This window comes from uncultured Sphingopyxis sp., assembly GCF_900078365.1.
GTDB lineage: Bacteria > Pseudomonadota > Alphaproteobacteria > Sphingomonadales > Sphingomonadaceae > Sphingopyxis.
The window spans coordinates 714,583-733,798 of sequence record NZ_LT598653.1; the positions used below are offsets into that span (position 1 = coordinate 714,583).

Genomic DNA, 19,216 nt, shown 5'->3' on the forward strand with positions numbered 1-19,216 from the left:
TGATGAGAAACGGGGATTTGCTGCTTTTCTTGATGGGCTCAGCGGCGTCGCTCGCGCCCGCTCCGCTGCTCGCACAGGAAGAAGCGCGGCAGCAGGTGAGTTTGCCCGAGCAGCCGCTCGGCGCGTCGCTGCGCAAGGTGGCAACGCAGTTCGGGCGGAATCTTAGCGTCTCTTCCGACCTTGTGGTGGGACGCACCGCACCGGCGATCGAAGGACGCTATGGTTTCGAGGAGGCCGTGACCAGGCTTCTTCGCGGCAGCGGCCTTGTTAGCCTTCCGGTGGGCCGCGGCCTGGTCGTGCGGCGTGCGGGCACCGCGGCCGGGCATAGCGACAGTCGGGTGATTGCTGACAGCGGGGCGGCGGTTGCCGAAGAGGATATTGTTGTGACCGGGAGCCGCATCCGCGGCGCGCCGCCCGCCGGTGCGCGCGTCGTGACGATCGATCGCGATGACATCGAGCGAAGCGGCTATGCGACGACGCAGCAGATCGTCCAGGCGCTGCCGCAGAATTTCGGGGGCGGACCGAACGAGGGGACAAGCGGCTACACCGATCGCAACAATGCGGGGGCAAATCTGGGACTGGGATCGAGCGTCAATCTTCGCGGCCTTGGTACGACCTCTACGCTCACCCTGATCGATGGCAACCGTATCGCGCTCGGCGGCGTTTCAGGGACGTTTGTCGACCTGTCACTGATTCCCTCGTCGGCCATCGAGCGCATCGAGGTGCTCGCGGATGGGGCTTCGGCGATTTACGGGTCAGACGCGGTTGGCGGGGTCATCAACGTCAGGCTTCGCAATCGCTTCCAAGGTGCCGAAAGCCGGGCGCGCTTCGGCGCGGCGAAGGGGGTCAACGAATGGCAGGCCAGTCAGATCGCAGGCGTCGATTGGTCGAGCGGGAGCCTCATGCTCGGATATGAATATTATCACCGAGGCAATCTTGCGGCAGCGGACCGGGGTTTCGCGACGGAGGATCTGCGAGCTTTCGGTGGGCCGGATTATCGCAAGAGTTTCTCCAATCCGGGGACGATCCTGGCCGCGGACGGCACGGTCTACGGTATTCCGCGCGGGCAGGACGGTACCGCTCTCACGCCGGGCCAGCTGCTCGCTGGGCAGCCCAATCTTGCCGACGGGCGCGCAAACAGCGACATTTTACCGCGCCAGGAGCGCCATGCCGCCTTCGGCTCGCTGACCCAGTCGCTCGCGCCCTGGCTGCGCTTTACCGCGCAGGGCTTTTTCGCGGATCGACAATCCGTCCTTCGCACGCCGCCGAGTAACCGCGGTAACGTCAGCGTTCCCACCACCAACGCCTTCTATGTCGATCCGATCGGGACTGGGCAGCCAGTCTTGGTCAATTATGACTTCACCGACGATCTCGGCATCAAGACCAATCGTGCCTCCGTACGCAGCTATAGCGGCGTAGGTGGCCTCGAGGCGGCACTGGGACAGTGGCGCCTGGGTCTCGGCGGTTCCTTTGGAAAGCAACATGAAGAATTGCGCACGATCAACGTGCCGAACTATTATTGGCTAGCACAGACGCTGTCGAACAGCGATCCTGCCAGCGCCTATAATCTCTTCGGAGACGGGTCGCACACAGCGAGAGCGACGATCGAAAAAGTCCGCGGCTGGTACGAAACGATTGGTGAATCGCGAATCTGGTCGGCCACGTTCAAGGCGGATGGCCCATTGATCCGCCTCCCTGGGGGCGTTGCGCACCTTGCGGTCGGTGCCGAATTCAGGCGCGAGCGCTACAATGGAACAGGCACTAACTATGATTCGACGGCGATCCCCGTCGATGCCGGATCGGCGGGTTTTCCGATCGGCCGTTCGGTGGCGGCCGCTTTTGCCGAACTGGCAATACCGCTTGTTCGTCCTGAGATGAACATAAGTGGGGTGGAAGCGCTCAACATGTCCGTGGCTGGTCGCGCCGAGCGTTACAGTGATTTCGGGACGACATTCAATCCCCGGTTCGGGCTAAGCTGGCGAACGGGTAGCGAGGTGGCCTTCCGCGCAAATTATGGCCGGTCGTTTCGCGCACCAGGTTTCCTCGACATCCGGACCGGCAAAGGGACCGCTTCTATCGCGCCTCTTTATGTGCCCGACCCGGCATCCTCGACAGGCACGACGCCTGTTCTCGCGCTGTTCGGAAACACGCCCGATCTCGGGCCGGAAAGAGCTAGTACCTGGACGTTGGGAGCGACGCTCACGCCTGGCCAGATTCCGGGTCTACGTCTCGACATCGGCTATTTCAACATCGCCTATCGCGATCGCATCGGTAGCGCCGGCATCAATTATCTGTCGTTCCTGTCCAACCGGAGTGTCTACGAGGAACTCATCATCGACAATCCCCCGGTTGGCGATGTCGCCAAATATTATGCCGATGAGAACTTCTTCAATCCGTTCGGTATCGCTCCGGGCCAAGTCCGGGCGATCATCGATGGCCGGACCCGAAACCTCTCCTCGGTAGATCTCGAAGGGCTCGATTTCGACCTCGGCTACAGCCACGCCGGGCTGCGCCGTTCGATCGAGGCCGGCATCAGCGGAACCTGGCTTCTGCGTAACAAGCAGAAGATCACAGCGGGATCTCCAGACGTCGATATTCTCTCAACGATCGGAAATCCCGTCCATATGCGCTTGCGCGCCCGTCTTGTAGTTGCGGATGGCCCTTGGTCCGCCGCGGCTTTTGCGAATTACACGGCCGGTTACAAGAACAATAGCGTCACGCCCGTCGAGACCGTCAAGAACTGGACAACGGTGGACCTGACTCTGAGCTATAAGTTCGACCGGATCCTGGCGGGGACGCGTATTTCGCTGAGCGCTACCAACCTGTTGGACCGCCGGCCACCCTATGTAAATCTTCAGACATTGCAGTCGGCGTCCGGCTTCGATCCGGAAAATGCCAGTGCGATCGGCCGCCTTGTTGCCTTGCAATTGGTGACGTCGTGGTGAGCGGCGGCATCGCCATGGCAGCGTTGATGGCAGCTGCGGGTGTCGGTTCGCCGACACCAACCATTCGAGAGATGATCGAACTTACCGATTTGTCCAGTATCGCTATTTCGCCTGACGGGGAGTGGGTTGCCTATCGCGCCGAGACCGCCTCGATCGAGCGCAACAAGCATGATCTCGACTGGTATGTGGTACGGGCCGACGGGACGACGTCGCCGCGACGCATCGCCGATGCAGGCGAGGGTGACTGGCCCGACGGCACCCTCGCTGCGGAACCACCCACATGGACGACGGATTCGCGGGCGATTATCTACCGAACGATCCGAGAAGGCGAAATCCAGATATGGCGTAGCAGTGTCGATGGCGCGCATATCGACCGCCTGACCGGCGATGCGGCCAATATTCGCGCATTTGCGTTGGCGCCCGATAGCCTGACGCTGACCTATGCAATCGGTGCGGCGCGTGAAGACATCGCTCGTGCTGAACGCCAAGAATACGACAATGGCGTTCTGATCGATGCACAGGTCGATCCGTCGCGCCCCCTCTATCGCGGTTCCCGGATCGACGGGCGGCTTGCGACCGATCGCATCACTGGCTTCTGGTTTGCACATGGCGGGCTTCTGGCCGACACCCCGGTCAGTTATCGCACGCTCGATCTCTCCACTGGCGCGACACGGCTCGCTACTGCTGGGGAGGCGGCGCGGATCGTTAAGCGCAGTAAACCGTTCGACAAGCTTGGTGACCGCTATATCCTTGCGGCCGAGCCGTCCGGCAATGAACGCGGCACGGCCTATGCGCTGAGTGAAGGTCAGCAAGCGGTTCTTGCCGTCCAGCGGCCGGGTGAAGATACGCCGCTGTTATGCGCGGCATCCGAATGCCGGCAATTGATCCGTGGTCTGGCGTGGCGCGGAAACAGGGACGAGATATTGTTCGCCGCGAGCGATCTCGCAGCCAATCAGATCCTGTATCTCTGGGACCCGGCAAGCGGCGAGGTCCGTCGCGTCGGCGGCGGGGTCGGGCGCTTCAATGGCGGACGCGACGACCGGCGCGGATGCGCCGCAAATGCATCGGCGGCTTTCTGCGTCGCCGCTTCGGCCAATTTGCCGCCCCGGCTCGTTCGGATTGATCTGGATACCGGTGAGATTAAGGTGCTGGCGTCGCCTAACCTGGCGCTCGCGCGGTCCGATGTGCCGCAGTTCGAGCAGATCGGCTGGACGGACCCGTCAGGCCAAGGTTTCACGGGCCAACTGATGTTGCCGCAGGGTAAACCCCGAAATGCACCACTTTTCGTGACCTATTATGTCTGTGATGGCTATTTGCGTGGAGGGACGGGCGACGATTTCCCGCTACGGCAGCTTGCCGGTGCGGGCATCGCAGTGCTTTGTGTCAACCGATTGCCCACGAAAGCGGGACTGGGCGATCAGGTCGAGCAATATCGGATCGCTCAGGCCGGTGTCAGCGCTGCGATCGACATGCTCGCGGGCAAGGGACTGATCGATCCGGCCCGGGTCGGTATGGGCGGGCTGAGTTTCGGCGGCGAGGTCACGATGTGGATCGCGACCCACTCGTCGAAACTCTCGGCAATTTCGATCAGCAACTCGCTGCTGTCCGAAACCTATTATTGGCTCAACGCAATTGCCGGTCGTGAAGTGCCGGATATATTGAAGAAGGTCTGGAATCTCGGACCGCCCGATGTCGATCACGCGCGCTGGAAACAGCTGGCGGCATCGCATTCGATCGGCAAGCTCGACGCGCCGCTCCTGATGCAATTGCCCGAGCGCGAATTCCGCAGCAACGTCGAGATTGCGGCGCGGCTCGGGCGTGCCGGCAAACCCGTCGAACTCTGGGCGTTTCCTGCCGAAACCCACATTATGTACCAACCGCGGCACAAACGCGCTGTTTACGAACGCAACCTCGACTGGTTCCGCTTTTGGCTGCAGGGCCATGTCGATCCGAACCCGGCCAAGACCGAGCAATATCGCCGGTGGAACGCGCTGGCTGCGGCGAGATCACGATGATCGGGCCTGTACGCCGCGCGCCCACGCCTCGGTATCAGCGATAGGCAGGAGGTGGTAGAAACGATCGTCGCGGTTGCCGAACGGCCGGGTGAGATAAGCTTCAATCGCCGGTCGATCGAGAAAGCCAGCGCTGGCAAGTAGGCCGTCAAGGAGAAATGGTAGAAGTCTCATCCGATGCTGATCGAAAATACGCGCGCAAAAGGCATCCATCGAGCCTTTCGTGCGGCGTGTGACGATCGCTGCGGGTAGCGACCGGCTGAATGCGTTGCGTGCGACGGCGCGATCATAGCCGCCCTCAACCCACAGCCACGTCGGGACAGCTAGGCAGGCTTCAACCACGGGTTGGGAGAGAAGCGGGTAAAGTGATGGGGCGATCTCCTGTCGACCATAACCGTCGAGGTGCGCGTTCGCTGCGATGATCGCGCGGACATGCGCGCGTGTGCCGGACAGCGCGCGGTCCTGTCCATCCAGCCAGGGGTGCGCGGGCGGCATGGATGGTAGCCGGTCTTCATTCAGAAATTCTTCGTTGCGCCTCCACGCAGCGCGTGACTTTCGGTTGAGAAGCTGCTTCAGCATCAGCCGCGTCACGTGCCAGCTATTCGTGCGATGAATGGCCGCGATATCGCGCACGATCGTTGCGAGGGCTGCTTTCGGTCCGTGCGATCTCAAATAGTCGGCGGCGGGGGCGGCGCTACTCAGCGAACAAAAGACGCAGTCGCCACCGGTGCCGCTGACGTAGGCGGTAAGATTTTCCTCTCTCGCTAACCGAGAAAACACCGAATCGGCCGAACGCAGCATGGCGGGCAGACCGGGACGCGCGGTCAGGGCCGGGACGTCGGCGGTCAGATCGATGGCCTCTTCGACCTGCGCTTCACATAGAGAAATAGCGCAATGCGCCGCCATAGTGCGTGCATAATCCCGCTCGTCACCACCGGGATCCGACGTGGCGAGATTAAGTGCGACGATTTCCCGGCCGGCTTCGGACAACGCGGCTGCGATGATGGAAGAATCGAGCCCGCCAGATAGTTCGAGGAGGACCCGGTCGGCTGGCCGGACCAAGGCCTTGATTGAGTTGCGGACCGCGTTGGCTACGAGATTGCTCGCCTCATCCATCGCGGCAACGCGCCGCTCTGGTGCAGCAAAGGCCCATGGCGTCCAAAGACTGCGCGTCGTTGCACGCCCGCCGTCGAGACGGAGCACTTCTCCCGGCATCATTTCGTCGAGGCCGGCAAGGCCGGTGGCCGCAGACCGAAGGTGGAGAAAAGCAAGGTGATAGGCAACGAAGTGCCAGTTGATGGCGGGAATGATCAGGCCGTATTCGAGCGCAATCTCGACATCGGACGTGAGATAGGTGACTGGACCTTGACGGATGCGATAGGCCTGTAGCGTTCCTGATGGAGCTCGGATCGCCTGGAGTACTGACCGAGCCGGCAGCTCGCCCAGAATAAGATAATCGCCCCAATAGTCGCCGATCAACGACCGGGCGTCTCCCGAGGCGATCGGAGACGGCAAGGCTTTGATCTCGCGGCCGTCCGCCTTCGCAAACAGCCGTCCGATGAGGATCCCGGTGCCCTTGTCTCTGAGGAAAGGCGTCTCCGCTCCCGCCAGAACCGTCGTATGCGTCGTCCGATAGACGAGGCCAAGCGCGCCGCTTCGGGCGGCCATCCTCTCCGCCGCACCGGTTTCGAGCGGATCTAGGATCGCCAGATAGCGGGGGCGGGTCACAGCACGAGTATCGGCGCGAAGGCGCGTGTATGGCCGACCGCGTCGTTCAGAATCCGGTCACCGCTTTGCGACCAGCAGTGTGCGGCGAAGGGCATCGGCACGACACCGAAGACGACGTGAGGAAAATGCCCGCGTCGGGCCACATATCTGACAAAGGCGAGAGTATCGGGCAGGCATTTGGCGGCGAGTGGAATCATGCTGCGGCTTGCGTGAAATCGCTGAACCAGAAGATCGAGATCCTCCGCAGGCGGGCGAGGGTTTGCGGCGCGCACCCTGCGCACCTCATCGGCCACCCCGCGAACGCCCGTTCGGCGGACGATTATGCGTGCGGTGACGAGCAAGGTCAGCACTTCGAGAATATCTCGAACGCGCGCATGCACGCTCTGGCCCGGTTGTTCCATTGCGCTGCTCCGTCCCTGCGGCAATGTCGGTTTCGAATTTGCTGTGTCTCCCCGCGACCGCTCAATCAGGCCAAGACTGCAAAGCTGCTCGACCGCCTCCGGATGGGGTGCTCGCGCCGTGTCCCCGCATATCCAGTCGAGCACGAACGCGGCCCTGCTATCGACGCGCCAGTATCGGTCGCGATGGAGATCGAGAATGATCGCGCCGTCGTCGAAGCTTTGATGGGAGATCCCGGGTCGAAGGCTGAACTGCTCCATCTCAAGCATGCCGTTTGACGGGCGGACCGCAGTCCGCCCGTCCACCTGGCTCAGTCGTCGTTGTCGATGCCGAACGGCTTGCCGATCACCGACAGTTCGAGCTGCTGACCGTCGGGTCCCTGCGTCTCGACGCTCGCCGCGCCGAGGTCGATCAGTTCTTCATGTTCACGTTCCATGAGACTTCTCCTCTTGCCGCGGGATTGCGGCAAGGAGAAGATTAGGAAAGGAGCAAGGCTATCCGAAATTTATACGCAGACCATACGCCGAATATAGACGCGTTATATGTGAGGCGCTTTATCCGCGGCGGTAGATGGCCTCGACAATCGGGGGGACGAGCGCCATGCGCTGCCGGTGATAGACAGCAATATGGCGCGCGATCGATCGCGGATCGCCGGTTTCGATCACAGCGGCGATATCGGCGAGATCCCCCCGGGGATCGGAGAGGATCTTGCTCTCGGCAATGCGAGAGGCCGTCAGCCGGTCGCTCGCCGCCTCGACCTGGCGGGCAATTTCGGCGCGGCCCGAACGCGCAGCGATGAGGCCGAAAAGCGTCCGCAGGCAAGCGGCATAATCTTCGGTTAGCGGAAGTTCGATTAACTGGGAGGGTGTGACGGGCCAGCGCCGTAGCGCGATGCGCAGCAACTCGCCGTTCCACTGGATGAGCTCGCGCAAGGCGGGCTCGGTGACGAGCGGGAGCTGAAATCCCTCGGAGGTACGCATCTCGACGATATGCTCGCCCGCGAGCCGGTGCAGCGCATCGCGGATCGGCGACACGCTGCTTGTAAGCAGCGCGGCGAGCTTCTTGGGTTCGAGCCGCTCGCCGGGCGGCACCTCGCCGCCAAGCAATCGGGCCTTGAGCGCGTCATAGACGCGCTCCGACGTCACGCCGGCATTCATCGTTCGCTCCGTTGCTCCGCGACAAAGGCGTCGACGAGCGCCTGCTGGTCGGGCCGCAAGGCGTCGGTTGCGCCGATGCAGGCTGGAATATGGTCGCCGAGGAGGATCGAAGGGCATTGCCCTTCGAAATTTCCGAGGTTGGGACGGTGCTGGCGATAGCCGACGAGCGCGGCGAGCTCGGGGTCGAAGTGGCGCGCGATCTCGGGCGGGTAGGCGAGCCACTGGTTCTCATAAGGCTTGAGCCAGCCGAGGCAGTAGCTGACGACCATGCCGCGGCGGATTTCGCGGCTTGTATTCCCGCCCGCGCCGTGCAGCGCCGAGCCGAGGAAGAGGAGGGCGGATCCCGGCGCCATCTCGGCGATGACCGGTTCATCCTCTCGATGCGCGGCGACCGCCGCCTGGCCATGGCTGTTCGGCCAGATCAGCGTCGCGCCATTGTCGGCGCGATAGTCGGTGAACGGCCACATCACATTGACGAGATATTCGGTCTCGCCGACGGCGCCGCACCACATATCCTGGTCCCGGTGCGGAAGCTGGGGCAGCGCGCCGGGATGGATTGCGATCGCTTGGGTGAGGTTGAGCTGGATGCGATCGCACCAGGGTTGCAGCATCGCTTCGGCGATGCCGAGAATGAGCGGGTGACGGACGAACGCTTCGGCGAGCGGCGTCCTTGCAAGCAGCCGCCCGAACCTTTGGGTGCGGGCACCGTAGAAACCACCCTCGCAAAAGGGCGTCGCCGCGAAACTCGGCCGTAGCGCCGCGTCGAGCTGCCGGACCTGCGTTTCGGGCAGCGCATCGGGGATGATGCAATAGCCGTCGCGTGCGAGCTTCGCAGACCAGCCGGCAAGGGAGGCTGCGGCTGCATCGATCGTCTCAGAGCGCATGAACCGGCTCCCACGCCGGGGTGGCGGACCCGCCGATCCCGGCCTCGGCCAGCAGGCGCGGCGTGTCGCGATCGATTGCGATCGCCAGCGCTCCCAATTGGCGTCCGTCGATCCGTTGCGGAGCGCCCAACGGCCAGGCGCGCCAGCCGAAGGCCCGTATCTGCTCCAGCCAGCCAGCCTCAGCGACGCCGGTATAGAGCGTGATGCCTTCCGCGAGCCCGAACTCGGCAAGTCCCATGACCAGCCGGTCGCGCGCCCGGCGCCTTGCCCGCGCATCGATATGCCGATCGAGGCAGAAGCGCGTGACCTCGTATGTGCGCGGCCCGCGTGGCACATCGCCGTCGCACAGCGACGCATAGAGATCGGCGAGGATATGCGGCCGTGTCGTTGGCAGCAATCGCGCCGAGGCGAGATGGCGGCCGGCCCGGTCGGTCACGACGATGTAGATGGCATGTTCGTCGTCGAACTGGTCGATCTCGAACCGTCCGTCGAGGACCGGCACGTCCCAGCGGAGCAGATCGACGAACACTTGCTTGCGCGCCACGAACATCGCACGCAACACATCGTCTTCGCTGGCGGAACAGTCGGCGTCAGGCAGATGCAGCATGGTTGAGGCTCCCGTCTTGCGTGTGCACGGGAGGGTCGGGCTCGGAGCGCGATCGCGCTATTCCCAGAAATGGGCATATCAACGCCAGAAGATGTCGGAGAAGCTGATAACTCCATCGAACAGGGCACGAATCAGCAACGATGTCTGCTTCTCGACTCCATATCTGTCGCGGGCCTGCTTGAGATGGCGCACCACCGTCTCTTCGCTGATCCCAAGGATGCGCGCGCTTTCCCAAGCGGTCTTGCCGCGCGCCGCCCAGATGAGGCAGTCGCGTTGCCGGTCGGTGAGGCACGGCCGCGGTCCGGGTGGCACGGCGCCGGCGAGCCAGATACGCCGCGCGCCCTCGAAGGCGGCGATGCCCGCAAGCTGCGCCCACTGCAGCGCATCCGCCGGCAGGGCGCGGCCGGGACCGATCGCGAAACTGCACGAACCCGTGGCTTCGCCGACGACATTGGCGGGAACGGTGAAGCCGTCGGTAAGCCCATGCTCGTGTGCGAGTTCGAGCAACCGGTGATCGGCGGGTGTCATCCGGATAAGGTCGGGCATCGCATTCCAGCGGAACCCGGCGCTCGTGCGATGGCTTGCGCGATGGACCGGGTCCGACAGGCCGAGACGATGCGTGTCGAAATAGTCGACCCACGCCTCGGGATAATCATGAAGGCGGATTCCCGCGTTCGGCGCATCGAGAATATGGACATGATGGGTGAGCGCGAAATGCGAGAAACCCATCCGGCTCGTCATTTCACCGAGGATCATTGCAAGGGCGCCGACATCGCGCGCCAGCGCGATCGCGTCGAGGAACCACTCGACCTCCGCACGCATGTCTCTCATGCGTTATCCCGGCCCGAGGCAGCGTCTCAAGCCGCCGTGCCCCCCGCTGCCGTCCTTTCCTGCCGGTTCGGGCGGGTGCGCGGTTTTCCGTATCCGCCGCGCCCGAATGCTGGAATGATGACCCATCATAGCCACCCATCTGCGGCGCGCAACGCTTTGTTTGCAGGCGATTTGTTCGATATGGCACTTAACGGGCGGGCGAGCTGAATGCCCGGGCCCACGTCTCACTGCGACTGGCGGGACCCGGCGCCCTACCGGCGGCTGCGCGGCATCGACCGTTCGGGGATGATGTGGGAGTGGCTGCGACGGGACCCGGCCTATGTTGCCTGGTACACGTCGGCGAGTAGGGCGACGCGCGATGGCTGCGACCGGCCAGGGCGCCTGGCCTGGGGCTTGCTCTTTCGCCGAAGATCCCTCGCGGGCGGCACCCGATGCGCGGGTCGTGTGGGATGCAGGTATCGATCTCGATACATTGCGCGTCGCAGCTCTGCCGGTCGACCCGCGGCATGCCGACCGGTTCGATCACGACCGGTTCGCGCGCTGGCTCTACGTCGTCACCGATCCCGAGGGGCGTGAGCATGCGGTTCTTTCCGATGGCTACCGGCGCATTCGCATCGATGTCGAAGAGGGAAGCCTGGCGGACGGCCGCCCGGTACTGCTTCGCTATCTGCTTTCCGGTTCGGTCGGCCGCGACACGGATGCTCGGCTGCTTCCGCTTCGCCGGGCCGCCGGGCTGTTCCGGACCGGCCGCTTCCTGCCCGCGCTCTTTCCCGTCGAGCGCCGGATCGAGAGACTGATCGATGTTCTGAGAGTCGCGGACGCCCTCAAGGCCGGTGCATCGCAGCGTGACATTGCATGCGCCCTGTTCGGAGACGAGCGGATATCATTGGACTGGCGGGCGGCATCGGATTCGCTGCGTTCGCGGGTGAGACGGCTTGTCCGCGAGGCGCGGCGCATGGCAGCGGGCGGCTATCGGAATCTGTTAGGAGGCCATGGCCTGGATGAATGATTTTGCGCCGATATCGGCAAGGAGATGCGCAAATTACCGCAAAAGTCCGGCAACCAACCACGATGATCGTCGAGCGTTACGCAACAATAGCTAATGAGAATTCAGGAAATTGCGCCCCAAGCTGGGACTTTACGCGCATAGGCCGCCCTTCAGGCGTTCGCGGGAACGGATAACCTCCGAAAAACCGGTTCATTGGGCATCAGAAGGCCCCACGAACCTTATTTCAGCAGCACCAGCTCCTCGGCCATGCTCGGGTGCAGCGCGACCGTCGCGTCGAAATCGGCCTTGGTCAGCCCCGCCTTCACCGCGATCGCCGCCGCCTGCAGGATTTCGGGGGCATCGGGGCCGATCATGTGGAGGCCGACGACCTGGTCGGTCGCGGCGTTGACGATCATCTTGTAAAGCGCGCGCTCGTTGCGCCCCGCGAGGACATTCTTCATCGCGCGAAAATCGCTGGTGTAGACGCGGATCGAGCCCAGCTTGTTGCGCGCCTCGGCCTCGGTCATCCCGACCGCGCCGATGGGCGGATGGCTGAACACCGCGCTGGGGACGTTGCTGTAATCGACCACAGTCGGCTTTTCGCCGTAGAAGCTGTCGGCGAAGGCCTGCCCTTCGCGGATCGCGACAGGAGTAAGCTGGATACGATCGGTGACGTCGCCGACCGCAAAGATGCTCGGCACCGACGACTGGTTCCGCTCGTCGACCTTGACCGCGCCCTTGTCGTCGAGTTCGACCCCGGCCTCTTCGAGCCCTAGGCCCTTGGTGTTCGGAGTGCGCCCGGTCGCCATTAGCACGGCGTCGGCCTCGATCGGATCGCAGCCCTCGAGATGGACGATGAGCGTCCCGTCGTCCTTCTTGTCGATCGACTGGAAAGGCGCGTTGAACTTGAAATCGATGCCCTTGGTCATCGAAATCTGGAGCAGCCGGTCGCGGATCTGTTCGTCATAGCCGCGCAGGATGGCGTCGCCGCGATTGACGATCGTCACCTTGCTGCCGAATTCGTTGAAGATGCCCGCGAATTCGTTGGCGATATAACCGCCACCCGCGATGATGATCCGCTTCGGCAGCGCATCCAAGTGAAAGACCTCGTTCGAGGTGATCGCATGTTCGCTGCCCGGAAACTCGGGAACGTGCGGCCAGCCGCCGGTCGCGATCAGGATGCGCTCGGCGGTGACTTCGGTCCCGTCGGCGAGGCGTATCTTCTGCGGACCGGCGACCGTTGCACGCGTCTTGAGCACCGTCACCTTGTGATTGTCGAGGGTCTGTCCATAGAGGCCTTCCAGCCGGTCGACCTCGGCGAGCACATTGTCGCGCAGCACCGGCCAGTCGAACTTGCAGTCGGGCACGTCCCAGCCGAACTTGCGCGCGTCGTGGATATCCTCGGCGAAATGGGCGCCATAGACGAGCAGTTTCTTGGGCACGCAGCCGCGGATGACGCAGGTGCCGCCGACCCGATACTCCTCCGCCACCGCGACGCGCGCGCCGTGCGAGGCGGCGATGCGCGAGGCGCGGACACCGCCCGATCCCGCGCCGATGACGAAGAGATCATAGTCGAAATCGCTCATGGATAACCCCTTTATTCCAAAGGCTCATTGCCTCGCGGCATAGCCGATGGATCGGAGGTCTCTGTCCATCTTTGGAATGACAGAATCTTCCTGGCGAGGCCGTAAATTGATCGAACGAAACGGGATGGCTTCGGATGAGTCCTCGCCGGCATGTCCCGGCATGCCGACAAGAATGAAGCCTTTATTCCGAGAACCAGCGAGAAGGGACGGGAATGTTCATCGAAAATGCATGGTATGTCGGGGCATGGCCTGAAGAGCTGCAGTTCGGCAATCTTCTATCGCGACGGATTCTGGGCCAGCAGATATTATTCTATCGCCAGGCCGACGGGACGGCCACCGCGTTGATCGATGAATGTTGTCACCGCAAGGCTCCGCTGTCGGTCGGGGTGCAGGAGGCCGACAATGTTCGCTGCATGTATCATGGCCTGGTTTTTGCGCCCGACGGCCGCTGCGTGGAAATACCCGGGCAGGACGTCATCAGTCCACGGATCCGGGTGCGCAGCTATCCTGTCGTTGAACAGGACGGCTATATCTGGATATGGATGGGAGAACCCGAACGCGCAAAAACAGAAGATATCATACCGCGCCCCTGGCAGGCGAGCAGCGAATGGGCATGGAAGCCGGGATATGTCCATGTCGGCGCCGATTATCGCCTGATCATGGACAATCTGCTCGACTTTTCGCACCTCTCCTTCGTTCACCAGAACAGTTTCGGCGGTTCGCGCAGCATGGCGAACACGCAGGCGAAGATCGAGCGCATCGACGGCGGCATTCGTATCAAGCGGCAATATCCTTCGGACCCGGTTCCGCCCTATATCTCCCGGCTCGCTCCCACGCTCGAAGGGCCAGTGGATCGCTGGCAGACATATGAATGGCGCACGCTGGGCAATCTGCTCGATCTCGATTCCGGCTTTGCTCCGGCAGGAAAGGGCGCGCTCGACGGAGTCGATGTGCCGGGAGCGCTGCGTTTCCACAGCATCCAGTCGCTCACACCCGAAACCGAGACCTCAACGCACTATTTCTGGAGCTACACGCGCAACTTCGATCTCGATAACGAGGCGCTCAGCGACAAGATACTCGACGAAACCTACGCGGGTCTGGAAGAAGACAAGGTGATGATCGAGGCGCAACAGCAAGTCGTCCTGCGTACCGGCGATCATGACCTGATGGCACTATCCATGGATGCGGGCGTTGTCCAAGGTCGCAACATGCTGAAAAGGGCTCTCGCGGAGGATCGCGGCGCGGCAGCGGCCTAATTTGACCGGCAGGCTCCCGACCCGCATTCGTCCGATCTTGGCCGAATGCGGGACAGGCCCCTCCGCGCGCTCGTGCTGACAGCGCGGAGGGGCTTTTACATGGCGAGTGCGAAGAGTTCGTTGTGACAGGTAATACCGAGCTTGGCATAGGCTCGCCGGCGGTAGGTGACGACGCTTGTCTGGCTGATTTCAAGATCGAGCGCAGTCCCCTCGATCGACTGACCATACAGCATGCGCGAGCAGACATCGATCTCGCGATCGCTGAGCTTGTCGTTCAGACGGCGAACGCGATGCTCCAGCGCTTCCAGCGACAGGCGTCGAACACGGCCTTCGCCGGGACCCGATATCAAATCCGCGTGACGCATGATCGCGGGGAGTAGGATTTCGGCGACGCCCGAAAGAAACTGAGGCGCGTCCTCGCCGAAGCGTCCGCGGCTCGACACACGATATAAATTGATCTGGTAATCGAGGCCGTTCACGCGCGAAAAGATTGTCAGGCGTTCGCCGATGTCGGGATTGGTATAACAGGCCTGCCGATACGAAGCGTTGAGCACGTCCTTGCCCGTTACACGGACCAGCAGATAGCCGCCCGGTACCATCCGGCGGCGGCTGACCGATCTGACCGGGTCCAGATGCGTGAAACGGTGAAAATATTCGCGCGAAACGGCGTCGCTCAAATGGCTGCCGCCAACACTGGTGGCGGCGCGGAAATCGACATCGCCCTTGGCGTTGATGCGCAGTAGCGACAGATGGTCGACGCCCACCGCCTCGTCGAGCGCGTCGAGCGCGGAAGTGGCGAACTCGTCCTGCCCGATCGCAGACACCAATGTTGCCATCTTTCGCAGCGGCGATGTACTTCGCCCCGGAAATTCCTCGACAGACAGCATCAGTTCCCTCCTGTCTGCGACGCTTGTTTTTCGTTCGGTCGCTATGACGTTAGATATCTTATAAACCGCCGTGCCGCCAAGCGCCTTCTAGTCGGCGGGACATGGTACGGCTCCGCTGCGCTGATCGGCACCGGGGCGCGTCGGCAGCATCCAGATCGCAATGGCCGCCACCAGCGAACCGGTCGCCATCAGGATGGCGATCGTTGCCTTGTCGACTTCGGCCGTCATGAGGACACCGGCAAGGACAGGGCCGACAGCAGCACCCGACCGCCCGATGCCGATGATGACGCCCGTTCCCGTGGCGCGGAGCGCAGTCGGATACAGGTGCGCGATCAACGCATACAGACCGACCGAAGCACCGATCATGCAGAATCCGATTGCGAAGCCGGTCAATTTGAGGGTCGGCCCCGACGTCAGGTCGCCGAATATCGCTACCGCCGCCATCGTTCCTGCCAGAAGCGGGACCGTCGAGAGCTTCAGGCCGAAATGCCCGGCGAACCAGCCAAAGGCCAGGCCGCCGACAACGCCCCCGATATTGATCCACATCGAAACCAGCGCCGCCGTGCCCGGATCGTGCCCGATATCCACCACGATCGAGGGAACCCAGCCGAGCACGAAATATGTGGTCATCGTGTGCAGCGAATAGGCGATGGTCAGCGTCGCGGTGGTCAGGAGAAAAGTGTGCGAAAAAATGTCGAGGCGCCTGATGGTGGGGCTCGACCCGTCGTCGCGGACGAGCGTCGCGAGCCGATGGCCGAGTTGCCGCAGTACCGCATTGGCATCGGCGAGCGCGCCGGCACCTTGTTTAGACATGATGAACGCGATGGATTCGGGCATGATGAGGAAGACGAGGGGGATCATCGCCGCTGTCGCTGCCGCGCCGATCCAGAGAACCGCTTCCCATCCATGAGCGGGCAGCAGCGCCGCCGATGTTGCCGCGACAAGGACGCCGCCTACGGGATAGCCGACGCCCATCAGGCCGATCGCGAGATTACGCCAGCGCATATTGGCATATTCATAGGCCATCGCCGTAATAGTGCCGACCAAGGCGCCGATCCCGAGGCCCGTCGTCAGGCGCCAGAAGGACAGCGTTGCGATATCCGACGACAGCGGCGCCATCGCCATCGATATCGCCATGATCGTCAGGCAGATGATGATCATCGTCCGGCGACCGAGGACGTCGGCCAGCGGCGAGAGGAACAGCGATCCCAAAGACATGCCGACCAGACTGGACGCGATGACGATTCCGATCTGCTCGTGCGTGACCTGCCATGCCTCTCGGATCACCGGCGCCGCGAAGGTGATTGCAAGCATGTCGAAACCATCGAGAGCATTGAGCACGAGGCAGATCACGACGGCCAGCCATTGGCGCCAGGTCATCCGGTCTTGCGCGATGATTTCGCGAGGGTCCATTCTGTCTTTCCTTGAACGCGCTGAATATCCGGCGACCGGTTCGCCCGCCTAACTCAATAGTCGAAGCCGATCGTCACGCCGAACGTCCTGGGCTGCCCGCGCAATTGTGCGAGCAGCGTCGGTGATGCGCTGCTGACAAAGGTCACATAATTCTTGTCGGTGAGGTTGCGGACAAACAGGGCGGCATGCCATCCTCGGCCGTGCGAGCGCACACCCAACCTGGCATCGAACAGTGCATAGCCGTCGACGTCCAGATCGGGCAGCGCGCCGAGGCCCGAATTCTGCTTGCTCTGGTAGCTGAAGTTTCCGCCGACATAGGCGTCAAGGCCGCTGCCGATTTCCGTCCCATACTCGGCATCCCCCGTGAGCTGCCATTTGGGGGTTAGCGGGAATTGTTCGCCGCCGACATCGACCGGCTGACCAAAAGCATTGAAGTTCTGGAACGACCCCTTGATCCGCGAGCCGACATAGGTTCCGCCCAGGTTGAGCGAGAAGGAGTCGGAGGGCGTCCAGCCGATCTGCAATTCGGCGCCTTGAACGCGCGATTTCGGGACATTGACCAGCGCATTGAGCGCGCCGAGAACGGGGTCGATGATTTTTCCGCGAAACTGCTTGTCGGTATAATCATAATAGAAGGCAGCGCCATTGAGCTGCAGTTGGCGGTCGAGCAGGCTGAGTTTGAATCCGGCCTCGAATGCGAGGACCGATTCCTGCGTCGCCGGCCGGAACTGGATGCCATAAGTGGCGCCCGACGTCGGGAAAGCGCCGCTCTTGTACCCGCGGCTCACATTGACATAAACAAGCTTGCCTGCGCCGACCTCATAGTCCGCGCCGAGCCGCCACGACAGATTATCCTCCGCCAGCGTGTCGCGGAACTGATCGGGCAGGAAATTCGTGTCGAGCGATGCGCAGGCGCCGGGCGGAATCGTGATCGGCCGGCCGTTGCGCGCCGTCGCGATCGCCGATAGCAGGGCGGCCAGCTGGCCGCTGCCATTGTCGTACATGCATCCCTCGAAACGGCGCCGATCGTCCGAATAGCGTGCGCCGGCATGGAGGGTTACGCCGCTGTCCAGTTCATAGTCGAGATTGGCGAAGGCGGCGTAAGTGTCGACGATGGTGCTGTTGCGCGTGTCGACGCCGTCAAACGGCACGCCGATGTTGGAGAAGGTAGCGGCGAGCGAGTCTGCAATCTTTTCATGCTGGTAATTGCCTCCCACGAGCCAGAAGAACCGGCCGGCCTCCCCCGACAATCGCAATTCCTGCGAGAATATTTCAAGATGCCCCGGCGTCGAATATTCATTGGCGCGCAGCGTGGTTCCGTCTGCATCGACCAAGCCGTTGCGATCGAGTTCCTGCCATGTCGTGATCGAAACCAGATCGACATTGCTTCCCAGCGTATATTCGACGCGGCCCGACAGCTGGTAATAATCATTGTGGCGCTTGTAGGCGAAGCCGGGCGTCCAGTCCGCGGCCCTGTTGGTGTCGGGCGCCAGCGGATAATTGACCAATTCGGGCGGCAGGGCGGCCGGGTTTACGAGCACCCGCAGGAATTGATAGGCTTGGTTGTCGGACCGGTCGCGCCAGCCGTTGGCGTTGAGCCGGATCCGCAGCTCGTCGGCGGGTTCGATGTCGACCAGCAGGCGGCCGACGAGCAAATCCTTTTCGCCGATCCCGTCGCGGCGCGTGAAGCTGCGTTGCCAGTCGTCGCCGCGGGTATAGCGTATGGCCGCGCGCGCGCTGACGCCTTCGCCCAGTGGTCCTGTGACATGACCTTGCAGCGTCAATGCATCGAAGCGGCCATAGCTGATTTCGCTGCTGGCGCCGAAAACATCCTCCGGTTTGGCCGCGATATAGTTGATCGCGCCGCCGGTCGAATTCTGCCCGTATAGCGTGCCTTGCGGTCCCTTGAGGACCTCGACGCGCTCAAGGTCGAGTGACGCGCCGGTGGTCAGGATCGAATAGGGCAGCGGCGCCTCGTCGCTGTAGACGCTGACCGCCGGCGGAGCCGCAAGGCTGGTATCGTAGAAGCCGATGCCGCGGAGCGTGAATACGGGGACGCCATAGCTGGACGGGGTGAAATTGAAGCCCGGGACGATCTTGGCAAGATCGCCGGTATCCACGACGCCGGCCTGGGCAAGGGCGTCTTCGCCCGCCGCAGTGATCGACATGCCGACCGAGTTGATGCTTTCGGCGCGTTTCGTCGCCGTCACGATGATGTCGCCCGATCCGTCCGCGGCAACGCTGGCGCTGTCGCTGTCGCCGATCGCCGGCGGCATTTCTTCTTGCGCCTTTGCCAATTGCGGCAGCGCCAGCGCCAGCATGGCAACGGCGGACACGGACACGGTATACTGGCGGCGCAACATTGGCAGTCTCCCTCTCAGGTCCGGGCTCTGACGGCCCGCAATCTCCCGTCCTGCCTAGCGCAAGCGTCGAGGTCATACGTCATCTCCATTGAGGACGCGGAGGGAGGGCGGCGCCTGCTGTCCCCAATCGGGTGGACAGCCCTTTTCCGCGAACGGGCCA

15 protein-coding genes and 1 pseudogene are annotated in these 19,216 nt (G+C 62.8%); 5 read left to right on the forward strand and 11 right to left on the reverse strand.

Translation table 11 applies throughout. From position 1 onward, the window contains the following. Positions 1–2: 2 nt before the first annotated feature. Together QZL87_RS03175 and QZL87_RS03180 are read left to right on the forward strand one after the other, a co-directional pair. Entirely contained in the window at positions 3–2,945 is a 2,943-nt protein-coding gene (locus QZL87_RS03175; RefSeq protein WP_295323658.1) for a TonB-dependent receptor, read from the forward strand. Then, a complete protein-coding gene (locus tag QZL87_RS03180) occupies positions 2,942–4,960 on the forward strand; it encodes an Atxe2 family lasso peptide isopeptidase (RefSeq protein WP_295323661.1) in 2,019 nt (672 codons plus the stop codon). Before QZL87_RS03175 ends, QZL87_RS03180 begins: the two co-directional genes overlap by 4 nt. Here QZL87_RS03180 and QZL87_RS03185 read toward each other — a convergent pair. The 7 genes from QZL87_RS03185 to QZL87_RS03215 form a co-directional block, all read right to left on the reverse strand. Further along, positions 4,952–6,685, reverse strand: a complete 1,734-nt coding sequence (locus QZL87_RS03185; protein ID WP_295323664.1) for an asparagine synthase C-terminal domain-containing protein — start codon at positions 6,683–6,685, stop codon at positions 4,952–4,954. The genes QZL87_RS03180 and QZL87_RS03185 overlap by 9 nt on opposite strands. Then, on the reverse strand, positions 6,682–7,353 hold the full coding sequence (locus QZL87_RS03190; protein WP_295323666.1) for a lasso peptide biosynthesis B2 protein: 672 nt from the start codon (positions 7,351–7,353) through the stop codon (positions 6,682–6,684). Before QZL87_RS03190 ends, QZL87_RS03185 begins: the two co-directional genes overlap by 4 nt. 41 nt (positions 7,354–7,394) lie before the next feature. Beyond that, on the reverse strand, positions 7,395–7,520 hold the full coding sequence (locus QZL87_RS03195; protein ID WP_295323669.1) for a benenodin family lasso peptide: 126 nt from the start codon (positions 7,518–7,520) through the stop codon (positions 7,395–7,397). 118 nt (positions 7,521–7,638) lie between these two features. Beyond that, positions 7,639–8,241 (reverse strand): GntR family transcriptional regulator, encoded by a 603-nt coding sequence (locus tag QZL87_RS03200; protein WP_295323671.1) that lies wholly within the window; start codon positions 8,239–8,241, stop codon positions 7,639–7,641. Next, positions 8,238–9,125: a phytanoyl-CoA dioxygenase family protein gene (locus QZL87_RS03205; protein WP_295323672.1), complete on the reverse strand. Its 888-nt coding sequence runs from the start codon at positions 9,123–9,125 to the stop codon at positions 8,238–8,240. The genes QZL87_RS03200 and QZL87_RS03205 overlap by 4 nt, the downstream gene beginning before the upstream one ends. Further along, positions 9,115–9,732, reverse strand: a complete 618-nt coding sequence (locus tag QZL87_RS03210) for an acyl-homoserine-lactone synthase (protein ID WP_295323673.1) — start codon at positions 9,730–9,732, stop codon at positions 9,115–9,117. The genes QZL87_RS03205 and QZL87_RS03210 overlap by 11 nt, the downstream gene beginning before the upstream one ends. Before the next feature lie 78 nt (positions 9,733–9,810). Next, entirely contained in the window at positions 9,811–10,563 is a 753-nt protein-coding gene (locus tag QZL87_RS03215; RefSeq protein WP_295323675.1) for a LuxR family transcriptional regulator, read from the reverse strand. 285 nt (positions 10,564–10,848) lie between these two features. Between QZL87_RS03215 and QZL87_RS19225 the strand changes: the two are divergent. Both QZL87_RS19225 and QZL87_RS03220 read left to right on the forward strand, forming a co-directional pair. Continuing rightward, positions 10,849–10,917: pseudogene (locus tag QZL87_RS19225) on the forward strand (hypothetical protein); the annotation flags it as partial. Positions 10,918–10,921: 4 nt separating this feature from the next. Then, on the forward strand, positions 10,922–11,572 hold the full coding sequence (locus QZL87_RS03220; protein WP_295323678.1) for a DUF2285 domain-containing protein: 651 nt from the start codon (positions 10,922–10,924) through the stop codon (positions 11,570–11,572). Between the two features lie 218 nt (positions 11,573–11,790). Here the strand turns inward: QZL87_RS03220 and gor are convergent, their stop codons facing one another. Beyond that, complete coding sequence (gene gor, locus QZL87_RS03225; RefSeq protein ID WP_295323680.1) at positions 11,791–13,137, reverse strand: glutathione-disulfide reductase; 1,347 nt, start codon at positions 13,135–13,137, stop codon at positions 11,791–11,793. Positions 13,138–13,349: 212 nt separating this feature from the next. Between gor and QZL87_RS03230 the strand changes: the two genes are divergently transcribed. Beyond that, the gene (locus QZL87_RS03230; RefSeq protein ID WP_295323683.1) at positions 13,350–14,393 is read left to right on the forward strand and encodes an aromatic ring-hydroxylating dioxygenase subunit alpha; all 1,044 of its coding nucleotides are present in this window, start codon (positions 13,350–13,352) and stop codon (positions 14,391–14,393) included. 95 nt (positions 14,394–14,488) lie between these two features. On the opposite strand, the gene QZL87_RS03235 is transcribed toward QZL87_RS03230, so the two are convergent. From QZL87_RS03235 to QZL87_RS03245, 3 genes are all read right to left on the reverse strand, one after another. Further along, complete coding sequence (locus QZL87_RS03235; RefSeq protein ID WP_295323685.1) at positions 14,489–15,280, reverse strand: LuxR C-terminal-related transcriptional regulator; 792 nt, start codon at positions 15,278–15,280, stop codon at positions 14,489–14,491. 87 nt (positions 15,281–15,367) lie between these two features. Further along, positions 15,368–16,660 (reverse strand): MFS transporter, encoded by a 1,293-nt coding sequence (locus tag QZL87_RS03240; RefSeq protein ID WP_295323687.1) that lies wholly within the window; start codon positions 16,658–16,660, stop codon positions 15,368–15,370. Between the two features lie 86 nt (positions 16,661–16,746). Next, a complete protein-coding gene (locus QZL87_RS03245) occupies positions 16,747–19,056 on the reverse strand; it encodes a TonB-dependent receptor (RefSeq protein ID WP_295323690.1) in 2,310 nt (769 codons plus the stop codon). Between the last annotated feature and the right edge of the window lie 160 nt (positions 19,057–19,216).